Annotated in this window: 10 protein-coding genes; 9 read left to right on the forward strand and 1 reads right to left on the reverse strand. The window is 61.3% G+C overall.

Features of this window, described 5'->3' with window-relative positions; translation table 11 throughout:
* The first annotated feature begins 4 nt into the window (after positions 1-4).
* The 7 genes from AC1D2N_RS04490 to AC1D2N_RS04520 all read left to right on the forward strand — a co-directional run bounded on the left by AC1D2N_RS04490 (position 5) and on the right by AC1D2N_RS04520 (position 9,346).
* Entirely contained in the window at positions 5-1,003 is a 999-nt protein-coding gene (locus tag AC1D2N_RS04490; RefSeq protein ID WP_018246261.1) for an ABC transporter permease, read from the forward strand.
* On the forward strand, positions 1,003-2,175 hold the full coding sequence (locus AC1D2N_RS04495) for an ABC transporter permease (RefSeq protein ID WP_018246260.1): 1,173 nt from the start codon (positions 1,003-1,005) through the stop codon (positions 2,173-2,175). Before AC1D2N_RS04490 ends, AC1D2N_RS04495 begins: the two co-directional genes overlap by 1 nt.
* A 96-nt stretch (positions 2,176-2,271) precedes the next feature.
* The gene (locus AC1D2N_RS04500) at positions 2,272-3,480 is read left to right on the forward strand and encodes a glycosyltransferase family protein (RefSeq protein WP_018246259.1); all 1,209 of its coding nucleotides are present in this window, start codon (positions 2,272-2,274) and stop codon (positions 3,478-3,480) included.
* A gap of 9 nt (positions 3,481-3,489) precedes the next feature.
* Positions 3,490-4,737: a glycosyltransferase gene (locus tag AC1D2N_RS04505; protein WP_130653811.1), complete on the forward strand. Its 1,248-nt coding sequence runs from the start codon at positions 3,490-3,492 to the stop codon at positions 4,735-4,737.
* Positions 4,734-5,879 (forward strand): glycosyltransferase family protein, encoded by a 1,146-nt coding sequence (locus tag AC1D2N_RS04510; protein ID WP_130653958.1) that lies wholly within the window; start codon positions 4,734-4,736, stop codon positions 5,877-5,879. The genes AC1D2N_RS04505 and AC1D2N_RS04510 overlap by 4 nt, the downstream gene beginning before the upstream one ends.
* A 182-nt stretch (positions 5,880-6,061) precedes the next feature.
* Positions 6,062-8,776: an ABC transporter ATP-binding protein gene (locus AC1D2N_RS04515; RefSeq protein ID WP_113541688.1), complete on the forward strand. Its 2,715-nt coding sequence runs from the start codon at positions 6,062-6,064 to the stop codon at positions 8,774-8,776.
* Between the two features lie 102 nt (positions 8,777-8,878).
* A complete protein-coding gene (locus tag AC1D2N_RS04520; RefSeq protein ID WP_018246255.1) occupies positions 8,879-9,346 on the forward strand; it encodes a cyclic nucleotide-binding domain-containing protein in 468 nt (155 codons plus the stop codon).
* A gap of 340 nt (positions 9,347-9,686) precedes the next feature.
* On the opposite strand, the gene AC1D2N_RS04525 is transcribed toward AC1D2N_RS04520, so the two are convergent.
* On the reverse strand, positions 9,687-11,018 hold the full coding sequence (locus AC1D2N_RS04525; RefSeq protein ID WP_018246254.1) for an MFS transporter: 1,332 nt from the start codon (positions 11,016-11,018) through the stop codon (positions 9,687-9,689).
* A gap of 378 nt (positions 11,019-11,396) precedes the next feature.
* Between AC1D2N_RS04525 and cyoA the strand changes: the two genes are divergently transcribed.
* Together cyoA and cyoB are read left to right on the forward strand one after the other, a co-directional pair.
* Positions 11,397-12,563, forward strand: coding sequence for a ubiquinol oxidase subunit II (gene cyoA / locus AC1D2N_RS04530; protein ID WP_018246253.1), 1,167 nt, complete (start codon positions 11,397-11,399; stop codon positions 12,561-12,563).
* 42 nt (positions 12,564-12,605) lie between these two features.
* A complete protein-coding gene (cyoB, locus tag AC1D2N_RS04535; protein WP_018246252.1) occupies positions 12,606-14,609 on the forward strand; it encodes a cytochrome o ubiquinol oxidase subunit I in 2,004 nt (667 codons plus the stop codon).
* The last annotated feature ends 1 nt before the right edge of the window (position 14,610 follow it).

A 14,610-nucleotide genomic window follows, 5' to 3' on the forward strand; every position in this document is an offset into this window, starting at 1 on the left:
GGCCGTGCTCAGATATATTCTCTGGCGCATCGCCGCCATGGTGCCGACGCTCTTCGTCATTTCGGCGCTGGTCTTCACCATCATCGAGCTGCCGCCGGGCGACTTCTTCGAGAGCCAGATCGCCGAGCTGCGTGCCTCCGGTGAGACCGCCAACCTTCAGGAAATCGAGGAGATGCGCCAGCAATACGGCTTCGACAAGCCGGAGATCGTGCGCTATTTTTACTGGGTCGGCGGCATGCTGCACGGTGACTTCGGGTACTCCTTCGAATATCAGCTGCCGGTCTCCGACGTGGTCGGCGACCGCCTCTGGCTGACGATGCTCGTCTCCTTCACGACGATCCTGCTCACCTGGCTGATCGCATTTCCGATCGGCATCTATTCGGCCACGCACCAATACAGCTGGGGTGACTACGGGCTGACGTTCCTCGGCCTGATGGGCATCGCCATTCCGAATTTCATGCTGGCTCTGATCCTGATGTATTTCGCCAATATCTGGTTCGGCATCTCGATCGGGCACCTGATGGACCAGCAATATATCTCGGCGCCGATGAGCTGGGAGAAGGCACGATCGATCCTCTCTCACCTCTGGATCCCGGTCATCATCGTCGGCACGGCAGGCACGGCCGGCATGATCCGGCGGCTGCGCGCGAACCTGCTCGACGAGATGCAGAAGCAATATGTCGTCACCGCGCGCGCCAAGGGCCTGCCGCCCCTCAAGGCGCTGCTAAAATACCCGCTGCGCATGGCGCTCAACTTCTTCGTCGCCGATATCGGCTCGATCCTTCCGTCGATCATCTCGGGCGCCGAGATCGTCGCGATCGTGCTGTCGCTGGAGACGACGGGGCCGATGCTCATCAAGGCACTTCAGAGCCAGGACATGTATCTCGCCGGCTCCTTTCTGATGTTCCTGGCCTTCCTCAATGTCATCGGCGTGCTGATCTCAGACATCGCACTCGGCTTCCTTGATCCCCGCATCCGTCTGCAAGGCAGGAGCACCAAATAATGTCGCCCCTTCCCGCACCCGGCGCGCCGCTTGCGCATTACGTCTCGACCGCTCCTTTCGATCCGCACGCGACCGAAAGCATGACGGCAGCGCAATCGCGCATCCATCTCGCCTCGCAAAAGCAGCTGATGTGGTGGAAGTTCAAGCAGCACAGGCTCGCTTTGATCTCCGGCATCTTTCTCGCCGCCGTCTACCTGATGATCCTGATCGTCGAGTTCCTGGCGCCCTACGGCCTGCACACGCGCAATGTCGATTTCATTCATGCACCGCCGCAGCGCGTCCACTTCTTCGACAAGGGCAGCTTCGTCGGTCCCTTCGTCTACGGCCGGAGCATGACGCTCGATATCGACACGCTCCACCGGGTCTATACCGACAAGAAGAATGACGTGCAGCCGATTCGTTTCTTCTGCCGCGGCGATGGCTATAAATTCTGGGGCTTTGTCGCCTCGAACTATCATCTTGTCTGCCCGGCGATCGGCGGGCAGATGTTCCTGCTCGGCACCGACCGGCTCGGCCGCGACGTGCTGTCGCGCATCCTTTACGGCGCGCGGATATCGCTGACGATCGGTCTGATTGGCATTTCGATCAGCTTCGTGCTCGGCATCATCATCGGCGGCCTTGCCGGTTATCGCGGCGGCATTTTCGATCTCATCGTCCAGCGCCTGATCGAAGTGCTGCAATCGCTGCCGAGCCTGCCGCTCTGGATGGCGCTGGCAGCCATCATGCCGGTGACGTGGAGCCCGATCGTCATCTATTTCGGCATCACCGTCATCCTCGGCATCATCGACTGGACGGGGCTGGCGCGTGCCGTGCGCTCCAAACTCCTGGCGCTGCGTGAGGAGGATTATGTCCAGGCCGCACAGCTGATGGGCGCCAGCACGCCGCGCATCATCGGCCGACATCTGGTGCCGGGCTTCATGTCGCATCTCATCGCTTCGGCGACGATTTCCATCCCCGGCATGATCCTTGGAGAGACCGCGCTCTCCTTCCTAGGCCTCGGCCTTCGTCCGCCGATCACCAGCTGGGGCATTCTGCTGACCGAGGCAAAAAGCGTCAGCGTCATCGCCTTCTATCCATGGCTGCTCTATCCGATCATTCCTGTTGTTCTTGTCATTTTGGCGTTCAACTTTCTGGGAGACGGCTTGCGTGATGCGGCAGATCCCTACAAATAGCAGGAAATGCGGCGGTACGTCACGGCACCGCCCCCTCCTCTTGGCCTCCCGACGGTGGGGGCACTAAGTATGTCGCTCACCCCAGAAGGGATGCCCATGTCCAGACGTCTCGAAGATGCGCGCATCCTCATGTACAGCCACGACACCTTCGGTCTCGGCCATCTGCGCCGCTGTCGCGCCATCGCCCATGCGCTGGTGGAGGATTATCGCGGCCTCAACATTCTGATCATTTCGGGTGCCACGATCGCCGGCGCCTTCGACTACCGCGCCCGCGTCGACTTCGTGAAGATCCCGAGCGTCATCAAGCTGCGCAACGGCGAATATACGTCGCTTGCCAGCCATATCGACCTGCACGAGACGTTGAAGATGCGCGAGTCGAGCATTCGCCACACGGCCGAGACCTTCCAGCCAGATATCTTCATCGTCGACAAGGAACCGATGGGGCTGAAGGGCGAGGTCGAGGATACGTTGGCTTATCTCAAGGCTCGCGGTACCGTCCTGGTGCTCGGCCTGCGCGAGATCATGGACGCGCCGCATCTGCTCGAGGCCGAGTGGAAGAAGAACAGCATCATGCAGAAGATCGACCAATATTACGACAGCGTCTGGGTCTATGGTCCGCCGGATTTCTACGATCCGCTGATCGGCCTCGACGTGCCGGCCAGCCTGCGCCGGAAGATGGATTTCGTCGGCTTCCTGCAGCGCAGCGTCTCCAGGGGAAAGACCTCAATCAACGCCCGCAAGGATAATTACATCCTCGTCACGACTGGTGGTGGCGGCGACGGCTCCGATCTCGTCCACGACGTCATGAACGCCTACGAGGCCGACCCGACGCTGACGCAGAAGGCGCTCGTCGTGCTCGGTCCCTATATGCCGGCCGCCGAGCGGGCCAAGCTGGTGCAGAAGGGAGAAGCGATCCCCTATATCGAGGTGATCGAGTTCGACAACCACATGGAAGAGCTGATCGACAGCGCCACCGGCGTCGTCGCCATGGGCGGCTACAACACCTATTGCGAGATCCTCTCCTTCGACAAGCCGGCCCTCATCGTGCCGCGCGTCAAGCCACGCGAGGAACAACTGCTGCGCGCCCAGCGGGCAAGCGAGCTCGGCCTCGTCGACATGCTGCTGCCGGATCAGTCGGTCGACCCCACCATCATGGCCGAAGCGCTGAAGCGCCTGCCCTTCCGCCAGCCGCCGTCGAAGAGCGGCGGCAATATGCGTCTCGAAGGGCTGGACCATATCTCGCAGACCGTCGGCCGGTGGATCGACGGCCGCGGCAGCCACCTTTCCCTCGTCGGCGCGGAATAGGGCACAGCCTTGCCGCAACGCCGCAAGATCCTCGTTGTGCTGAAGGGCTATCCCCGCCTTTCGGAAACCTTCATCGCCCAGGAGCTGCTCGGCCTCGAAAAGGCCGGCTTCGACCTCACGCTGATTTCGATGCGCCGGCCGACCGACAAGAAGCGCCATCCCGTGCATGACGAGATCCGGGCGCGTGTCGTCTATCTGCCGGAATATCTACACGAAGAGCCAATCCGCGTGCTGAAAGGCCTGGCCGCCGGTTTCTCCAAACCCGGCTTCAAGACGCTGATGAAACGCTTCCTCGCCGACCTCAAGCGCGACCTCTCCCGCAACCGTTTGCGCCGTCTCGGCCAGGCACTGGTGCTGGGGCGTGAATGGCCGGACGAGGGCGAATGGCTGCATGCCCATTTCATCCACACGCCGGCCTCGGTGACGGAATATGCGAGCATCCTCACGGACACCCCCTGGACCTGCTCGGCGCACGCCAAGGACATTTGGACGTCGCCCGACTGGGAGCTGAACGAGAAACTCGGCAGCGCCCGCTGGACCGTCACCTGCACCAGGACGGGCTATGAACACATGCGGACGCTGACATCACGCAAAGAGACCGTGCACTTGAGTTACCACGGTCTCGATCTTGCCCGTTTCGGCCATTTTGCCGGCGAGCGCTCGGACCGGACCGGGAGCGATCCCGACGATCCGGCCTTCATCCTCAGCGTCGGCCGCGCCGTCGAGAAAAAGGGTTACGACGTGCTGCTGCGGGCGCTGGCACTGCTACCTGCCGATCTTAACTGGCGCATGGACCATATCGGCGGCGGCGAGGAGCTTGGGAAACTGAAGGCGCTGGCCACGGAACTCGGCATTTCCCCTCGCATCGTCTGGAAGGGCGGCATGGCACAGGAAGACGTGCTCGATCATTACCGCCGCGCCGACCTCTTCGCACTTGCCTGCCGCATCGCCGCCAACGGCGACCGCGACGGCCTGCCGAACGTCCTGGTCGAGGCATCGAGCCAGCGGCTCGTCTGCCTCTCGACCGAAGTATCCGGGGTGCCTGAGCTCCTGAAGAACGGTGAAAACGGCCTCGTCGTGCCGCCGGAGGACCCGGCGCTGCTGGCCAGAGCGCTGGAGGCGGCAATCCGCGACCCAGCACTGCGCAAGCGTCTCGGCGACGCAGCCGAAAACCAGGTGCGCGAACATTTCGACTATCACTCCAGCATCAGACAGCTCACCGGCCTGTTCGAGGCCGAATGGCAGAAGGCGTCATGACGGCAGCGCGTATTTTCTTCTATGTCCAGCATCTGCTTGGCATCGGCCACATAGCCCGCGCCAGCCGCATCGCCAATGCGCTTGTCGAAGACGGTTTTGACGTGACTGTCGTGACCGGCGGCCTGCCTGTGCCGGGCTTTCCGGGCGAGGGTATAAAGACCGTGGCCTTGCCGGCGGTCGTTGCCAGCAATGCCGGTTTTTCCGGCCTCGCCGATGCAAATGGCCGGCCAGCGGGCGAGGATTTCCTCAATGCCCGCCGCGCGCTGCTTCTCGATGCCTTCCATGCCGCCAGGCCCGATGTCGTCATCATCGAAGCCTTCCCCTTCGGCCGGCGACAGATGCGCTTCGAACTCTTGCCCTTGCTCGAGGCGATCGAAAAGGCCGAACCTCGGCCGAAACTCCTAAGCTCGGTGCGCGACATCCTGCAGGAAAACCGCAAGGCAGGCCGCGACGCGGAGACCGCCAAGCTGGTCAAGGATCATTTCGATGCCGTGCTCGTCCACGGCGATCCCGATTTCATCAGGCTCGAGGACACCTTCCCGCTGACATCCGAGATCGCCGACAGGCTGCGTTATACCGGCCTCGTCGCACCACCGCCGGCGCCGGAACCGACCGAGACATTCGACATCATCGCATCGGCGGGCGGCGGCGCGGTCGGTGCTGCACTGATCGGCGCGGCCAAAGAGGCAGCAGCGCTGCTACCCGCCGATCTTCGCTGGCTGCTGATATCAGGCCCGAACCTGCCGGAGGCCGATTTCGCCGCGCTGTCTGAGGATGCCGCCCCGAATGTGACGCTGGTGCGCTTCCGCAAGGATTTTCCCTCTCTGCTGCGCGGCGCGAAAGTGTCGATTTCGCAGGCAGGCTACAATACGGTCGGCGATCTCTTGCGCACCGAGTGCCGGGCGATCCTCATCCCCTTCGTCGCCGACGGCGAAACCGAGCAGACGGTGCGCGCCGAACGGCTGCAGGCGCTCGGCCTTGCCGACATCCTGCCGGAAAAGGGACTGACGTCGGGCCATGTTAGGGAGGCCGTCGAAAAGGCGCTCGCGGCACAGCTAAGGGGGCCGGTCTTGCTCGATCTCGCCGGAGCGGAGAAAACCGCCGCCATCATTCGCTCCATGATTGCCGAATCCCTCGCCTAATCCAAAATTCCTGTGATATAAGCAGAGTTCCGGCGAGAATCGGCATTTCTGCAGCCGGTCGCTTCGCCTTGTTTTCATTGCGATATCGGCGGTCCGGCTGCATGGTCCTGTTCTCAAAATTCCTCCCCGTCCCGGCGCCCGGATCGCGCCCCCGGAATTTCCCAGCAAGCTGACGGTTAGCCATGGAAAAAAGCCTCGCCCGCTACATCTGGAAGAACACGCGGCTGCAGCAGCTGTGGATTCTGGCTGTCGTCGCCGCCTCGATGGTGCCCTACTTCCTGTCCTTCGACCTGCCGAAGCAGATCGTCAACGGACCGATTCAGGGTGACGGCTTCGAAGGTCCGGGCGCAAGGCAGACCTTCATGCATATTGCCTATGACATCCCGCTGATCGGCCATGTCGAATTCTTCCAAGGGTTGCAGCTCAATCGTTTCCAGATGTTGATGGCCCTCAGCCTGGTGTTTCTGGCGCTGGTGGTGCTGAACGGCCTCTTCAAGTTCTACATCAACACCTATAAAGGCCGGCTCGGCGAGCGCATGCTGCGCCGTATCCGCTTCGAGCTGATCGACCGGGTGCTGCGTTTTCCGCCCATCCACTTCAAGCGGGTAAAATCGGCCGAAATCGCCACCATGATCAAGGACGAGGTGGAGCCGATGGGCGGCTTCACCGGCGATGCCTTCGTCTCCCCTGCCCTTCTTGGCGGCCAGGCGATCACGGCGCTCGCCTTCATCATCGTGCAGAATTTCTGGCTCGGAATGATCGCCGCCGGCATCGTCGGCGTACAGGCGGTCGTCATTCCCCGCATGCGCAAGCGCCTGCTGGACCTCGGCCGCCAGCGGCAGCTGACGGCGCGCGAGCTCTCCGGCCGCGTTGGCGAAATCGTCGACGGCATCGGCACGATCCACGGCAACGACACATCGAACCTCGAACGCGCCGACATCGCCTCGCGGCTCGGCCGGATCTTCTCGATCCGCTACGATCTTTACCAGTGGAAGTTCCTGGTGAAATTCATCAACAACTTCCTCGCCCAGGTCACGCCGTTCCTGTTTTACGCGATCGGCGGCTACCTGGCGCTGCAGGGCCGGCTCGACATCGGCCAGCTCGTCGCCGTCATATCAGCCTACAAGGACCTGCCCGGGCCGCTGAAGGAACTGATCGACTGGGACCAGATGCGCCAGGACGTGCAGGTGAAGTACCAGCAGGTCTACGAGCAGTTCAATGTCGAGCCGCTAATCGACAGCCGTATCCAGGAACTCGCGATTGCCCCGGTCGGGGCGCTGACGAGCGCGCTCGTCGTCACCAATCTGTCGCTCTCCGACGACAGCGGCGCCCGCCTCGTCGATCACGTCTCCGTCGAGATCAAGCCGAACGAGACGGTGGCGATCGTCGGGCCGAACGGCAGCGGCGCGGAAGCCTTCGCCGAAGCGCTCGGCCGCATGGTCTGGCCGGACTCCGGCCGCATCACCATCGACGGGCGCGATCTCCTGGACCTGCCGGAATCGATTACCGGCCGGCGGATCTCCTATGCCTCGGCCGACACCTTCTTCTTCCACGGCACGCTGGCCAGCAATCTGCTCTACGGCCTCAAACATGCGCCGATGACCGATCCCGTTTACGACGAGCGGGAAGCGCTGGAGTACAAATGGCATTCCGCCGAGGCAGAGAAGGCCGGCAATCCGACGCTCGACCTCAACAGCGACTGGGTGGACTACAAGGCCGCCGGCGCCAGCGGGCCCGAGGACCTGCTGAAAGCGATCCGCCCGGTGCTCGACGCCGTCCTCATCTCACAGGACATCCTCGATCTGGCGCTGCGCTCGACCGTCAATACCGATGTGCATGTGGCAGTCAGCAACCACGTCGTGGCGCTCCGCGCCTCGCTGCGCGACCGGCTGCGCGACGAGGGGCTCGACACGATCGTCGTGCCTTTCGATTTCGACGCCTACAACGCCCAGGCGACGGTTGGCGAGAATTTGCTCTTCGGCACGATGAAGCGGCCTTTGATGACCAATCGGAGGCTTGCCGCGCATCCCTATTTCCAGGAGCTCTTCCGTGAAACCGGCCTCAGCACGGATCTCTACGCCATGGGCCTCGAGATCGCCGAGAACGCGGTGGAACTCTTCCACGACCTGCCGCCGGACCATCCTTTCTTCCAGCAGCTGACCTTCATGACGGCGGACGACATTCCGACCTACCAGGCGCTGCTGCAGAAGCTGCAAAGCCGCCGCTTCGAGGACGCCACGCCTGAGGAACGTTCGGCCATCATCCGGCTGAGTTTTGCCTATATCGAGCCGCGCCATCGCTTCGGCTTGCTGACGAACGAGCTCATGGACAAGATCGTCAACGCCCGCAAGCAGTTCCACGAGCATATTCCGGCCGATCTCGCCGAGCTGATCGAGCGCTACGATGCCGAGCGTTTCACCCCGTCGGCAAGCCTGATGGACAATGTGCTCTTCGGTCGTATCGCCTATCAGCAAGCCGACGCCTCCGACCGCATCCGCGGCATCATGGGCGAACTCTTCGATGCGCTTGACCTTTATGACGACGTGCTGTCGATCGGTCTCGAATTCGACGTCGGCTCCGGTGGCAAGCGACTGACCATGGTGCAGCGGCAGAAGCTGAACCTGGCCCGCGCGCTGTTGAAGCGCTCGGACTATTTCATCTTCAACCGGCCGCTGTCGGCGCTCGACCAGCGGGTTCAGGATCAGATCACCCGCAACATCATCGAAGGCCTGCACGAAGAAGGCCATCGGCCGGCGATCATCTGGGTGCTTTCTAATGCCCGGCTGGCGGAGAAGTTCGACCGGATCCTGCTCTTCGATCGCGGCGGATTGGCGGAGGCTGGAAACTATCCGGAACTTTCCGAGAAAAACGGGATGTTCAAGGAACTGTTATCGTAATATTCTATAGGGGCGGCGATGGTGGGTGTTCCCGAGGGGGAACGCCTCGGAGTTTGAAGATGCCTGGTCCTGTGGACCCTGCGTCAGGGGATTGAAACGCTCATGCTGTTGAGAGACGAAGTCGAAATGCTGCGACGGGTGCCGATCTTTTCAAGGATCGCGCCAGCAAAGCTCAAGCTTTTGGCCTTTACCTCCGATCGCATGACCTACAAGGCCGGACAGGATCTCTTCCATCAGGGCGATGTCGGTGACGCCGCCTATGTCATCCTCTCGGGTACCGCCGATATCGTCGTCTCCTCGCCGGCGGGCGAGATCAAGGTCGCCGATGTCGAACCCAATTCGATCGTCGGCGAAATCGCCATTCTCTGCGATGTCTCGCGCACGGCAACGGTGCGCGCCACCTCGCCGCTCGAAGTGCTGCGCATCAGCAAGGAGCACTTCCTGAAGCTGCTCAGCGACTTCCCCGAGATGGCTGTGGAAATCATGCGGGTTCTGGCGGACCGCCTGAACCACACCACCGCGGAGCTGACCGCAGCCCGGGCGGCGAAACAGCCGCAGATGGCGCAGTAGGGTTTCAAAGCAAGATTTCGGCGGCCTTTTCTGTGCGCGTTGAACGAGGCGCGAAATTTCCACCTGTTCGATTTTCTGGCGAACACGATAGATCACGATAAAAGATCGTGAAATGACCAGTTGGCGCGTTCCACCAATTCGTCCTGACCGGCCGATCTCCGGCTGATCGATTCGCAAATCGGTCTGACGCTCGATCTCATCAAGCTGGCTTATCGCAGCCGTGCGAAAGCTTGTTCAGATCGCAAGAAAACAATTCAGTTAATCGCCGGCCAGAATGTCGGCGGTCCGAAAAACAAAAGCCTGCATGGTTTCCCATGCAGGCCTCTGGGTTCAAGTCCGTCTATTCGCGCTGCTCCAGCGCCCTGCTGAAGGCGAGTGCTGCAAGGGTGCAGATGGCGCCCGACAGCAGGTAGTAGCCGACGAAGGGCAGGCCGAAGCGGCTGGAAAGGCTGAGCGCCACCAGCGGTGCAAAACCTGCGCCGATCAGCCAGGCCAGGTCCGAGGTGAAGGCAGCGCCGGTATAGCGGTAGCCGCGGCCGAAGCGGGAAGAGATCGAGCCCGTCGCCTGGCCGAAGGAAAGGCCGAGCACGCCGAAGCCGATGATGACGAAAGCGTCATGACCGCTGTTTCCGGACGCGATCAGGATCGGCCCGACGAAGCTGAAGATAGCGATGATGACGGCGCAGATCGCAAGCTGGGCGCGCCGACCGATACGGTCGGCGATCAGGCCCGACGCGATGATGGTGACGATGCCGACCATGGCGCCGACCACCTGCACCACCATGAAGGCGCCGATCGGCTGGTTGCCGTAAAGGCTCATCCAGCCGAGCGGGAAGATGGTGACGAGGTGGAACATCGCAAAGCTCGCCAGCGGCACGAAGGCGCCGATCAGGATGTCGCGGCCATGGACACGCAGCACGTCGAGGATGGGAGCTGCTTCCAGTTCGTGCTGTTCCAGTAGCGTGCCGAATTCCTTGGTCATGACCAGGCGCAGACGCGCAAACAGCGCCACGACATTGATGGCGAAAGCGACGAAGAAGGGATAACGCCAGCCCCAGGAGAGGAAATCCTCATTGGAAAGATTGGCGACGAAATAACCGAAGAGCGTGCTGGCCAGCGCGAAACCAATCGGCGCGCCGAGCTGCGGGATCATCGCATACCAGCCGCGGTGCTTGGCCGGCGCATTGAGCGCGAGCAGCGAGGCAAGGCCATCCCAGGCGCCGCCGAGCGCGAAGCCCTGGCCGAGACGGAAGAGCGCCAGCAAGGCGATCGACCAGACGCCGATCTCGTTGTAACCCGGCAGGAAGGCGATCGAGGCCGTTGAGCCGCCGAGCAGGAAAAGCGCGATCGTCAGCTTGGTGCCACGGCCGTACAGCCGGTCGATCGTCATGAAGACCACGGAGCCCACCGGGCGCGCCAGGAAGGCCAGCGAGAAGATGGCGAAGGAATAGAGCGTTCCCGTCAGCCTGTCCGGAGCAAAGGGGAAAATCAGCTGTGGAAAGACCAGGACCGAGGCAAGGCCATAGACGAAGAAATCGAAGAATTCCGACATGCGGCCGATCACCACGCCGATGGCGATGCTGCCCGGCGAAACCGGCTTGTCGTCGTGAATGCGCCGCGCGTCGCGTTCCAGCGACGACGACGACGGTCCGTAATGCGATGTTGTAGCCATAAAACGCCTCCCTCGTTGAAGCGCTTTCGGCAAGGCGCCTCAGCCTGATCTTGATCAAACCTGCAGGCTTATCAAGTCCGTAAGACGTAAATAGTTCATCATGGCGGCTCAAAATGAGGCGTGGACGGAAAAAACAGCGTGATCCGGACCGCGATTTTGCGATGGGATGCTGGCCTGGCCGGTTCAGGCGGATATATTGTTTGGAACATGCGCTCGCCGAAGAATCCTTCTTGATTTCATCAGGATTTCAAAGCTGTAGTGCAACATGATTCTTGCCGCAGTGCGGCATGATTGCTGCACTGCGACCAAACACCTCATGTCGCTATCTGGTCCAGTGCGTTAGTCGCGGAACAAACGAAACAACAAGAGCTTAGAGACGTGCCAAAACTCGCGAAGTTTTCCCGCCTTCTATCCGTCTTGCCGCTGCTTTTCCTGGCAGGATGCAACATGGTGGTCATGGCGCCTTCCGGCGACATCGCCATGCAACAGCGCGATCTGATCGTCATCTCGACGGTGCTGATGCTTTTGATCATCGTACCGGTGATCTTCCTGACGCTGTTCTTCGCCTGGCGCTACCGACGTTCCAATACGGTCGCCACCTACGCGCCGGAATGGCACCATTCGACCCGCCTCGAAATCGTGATCTGGGCGGCACCGCTTGCGATCATCATCGCTCTCGGCGCCGTCACCTGGATTTCCACCCATAAGCTCGATCCCTACCGCCCGCTCGACCGCCTCGATGCAGAGCGCGCCATTCCGGCTGATACCAAGCCCTTGAACGTCGAGGTCGTGGCGCTCGACTGGAAGTGGCTGTTCTTCTATCCCGAACTCGGCATTGCCACCGTCAACGAACTCGCTGCCCCGGTCGACATGCCGATCAATTTCAAGATCACCGCCTCCTCGGTTATGAACTCTTTCTACATCCCTGCCCTTGCCGGCCAGATCTATGCCATGCCGGGCATGGAGACGAAGCTGCATGCCGTCATCAACAAGGAAGGCGAATATGAGGGCTTTTCCGCCAATTACAGCGGCGCTGGCTTCTCGCACATGCGCTTCAAGTTCCACGGCCTTACCCAAGAGGGGTTTGACGCCTGGGTGGCGCAGGTCAAGCAGCAAGGCACGATGCTCAACCGCGACGCCTATCTGAAGCTCGAGAAACCGAGCGAGAAGGAACCGGTGCGCTATTATGCCGGGGCCGACGCCGACCTTTACAACGCCATCCTCAATATGTGCGCCACACCAGGCAAGATGTGCATGAGCGAGATGATGCACATCGACATGATGGGCGGTGGTGGCAAGGAAAGTGCCGAGAACCGCGAGAAGCTGCAATATGACACCCGTCATGCCGACGAAGGCATCGTGGCGCCCGCCGCCACCGTGCCGGCGACGGGTGCTCCGGCCCGAAGCGAGCCCGCCGAGCGTACCGACGGCAACAGCATGCAGAACGACATGCCCGGAATGGACATGCAGCATGAGGGCCATTCCATGCCCGGCATGAGCAATGGCGCCGATCCGGCGCCGGCGCAGCTCAACAACAACAATTAACCTGGCGCTTTGCGTCGCAAGACATAATGAACGGGTTGTTCCATGTTTTCCAATCCTGACCTCCTGAAGTTCGTCTTCGGCCGGTTGACCCTCGATGCCATCCCCTATCACGAGCCGATCCTGGTCGTGACCTTCATCGGCGTCGTCATCGGCGCCATCGCGGTGCTCGGCATCATCACCTATTTCAAGTTCTGGGGTCCGCTCTGGCGGGACTGGATTTGCAGCGTCGATCACAAGAAGATCGGCATCATGTATGTAATCCTCGCCGTCATCATGCTGCTGCGCGGCTTCTCCGACGCGATCCTGATGCGCATCCAGCAGGCAATCGCCTTCAACGGTTCGGAGGGCTATCTGCCGCCGCATCACTACGACCAGGTCTTCACCGCCCACGGCGTCATCATGATCTTCTTCGTGGCGATGCCCTTCGTCACCGGTCTGATGAACTTCGTGGTGCCGCTGCAGATCGGCGCGCGCGACGTCTCCTTCCCGTTCCTCAACAACTTCTCTTTCTGGATGACCACCGCCGGCGCGATCATCATCATGCTATCGCTGTTCATCGGCGAATTCGCCCAGACCGGCTGGCTCGCCTACCCGCCGCTGTCGGGCGCTGCCTACAGTCCAGGCGTCGGCGTCGATTATTATATCTGGGGCTTGCAAGTGGCCGGCGTCGGAACGACGCTTTCGGGCATCAACCTGATCGCCACCATCGTCAAGATGCGTGCTCCGGGCATGACCTTCATGAAGATGCCGGTCTTCACCTGGACGGCCCTATGCACCAATGTGCTGATCGTCGCCTCCTTCCCGATCCTGACGGCAACGCTGGCGCTGCTGTCGCTCGACCGCTATGCGGGAACGAACTTCTTTACCAACGACCTCGGCGGCAATCCGATGATGTATATCAACCTCATCTGGATCTGGGGTCATCCGGAGGTCTACATCCTTGTGCTGCCGGCGTTCGGGATCTTCTCGGAAGTCGTCGCCACCTTCTCGGGCAAGCGCCTCTTCGGCTACGCCTCGATGGTCTATGCGACCTGCGTGATCATGATCCTGTCCTACATCGTCTGGCTGCACCATTTCTTCACGATGGGCTCGGGCGCTTCGGTCAACTCATTCTTCGGCATCACCACAATGATCATCTCGATTCCGACCGGGGCGAAGATGTTCAACTGGCTCTTCACCATGTATCGCGGCCGCATCCGCTACGAGGTGCCGATGCTGTGGACGGTCGGCTTCATGGTGACCTTCGTCATCGGCGGCATGACCGGCGTCATGCTTGCCGTGCCGCCGGCCGACTTCGTACTGCACAATTCGCTGTTCCTCATCGCCCACTTCCACAACGTCATCATCGGGGGCGTTCTCTTCGGCATGTTCGCCGGCGTGAACTACTGGTTCCCCAAGGCATTCGGCTTCAAGCTCGATCCCTTCTGGGGCAAGATGAGCTTCTGGTTCTGGCAGATCGGCTTCTGGTTCGCCTTCATGCCGCTCTATGTGCTGGGCCTGATGGGCGTCACCCGCCGCATGAGCCAGTTCGAGGACCCGTCGATACAGATCTGGTTCATCATCGCCGCTTTCGGCGTCGGCCTGATTGCGCTTGGCATTGCCGCCTTCCTGATCCAGATCGTCGTCAGCTTCATGAAACGCGAGGAATTGCGCGACGACAGCGGCGATCCCTGGGATGGCCGCACGCTGGAATGGTCGACCTCCTCGCCCCCGCCGGAATACAACTTCGCCTTGACGCCTGTCGTGCACGATCATGACGGCTGGTACGACATGAAGAACCGCGGTTATGCGCGTCCGCTGGAAGGCTTCCGGCCTATTCACATGCCGAAGAATACCGGCACCGGGGCGATCTTGTCGGGCATCAGTGTCGCACTCGCCTTCGGCCTGATCTGGTATATGTGGTGGCTGGTGGTCGTCTCCTTTGTCGCCATGCTCGTCGTCGCGATCGGCCACACTTTCAACTACAGACGCGACTTCTACATCCCCGCCGAAGAGGTAACCGAAACGGAAGGCAAGCGAACTGCGCTGCTTGCCGAGCAGGTGTAAG

The sequence above is a fragment of the Rhizobium sp. P1_B8 genome (assembly GCF_056406515.1).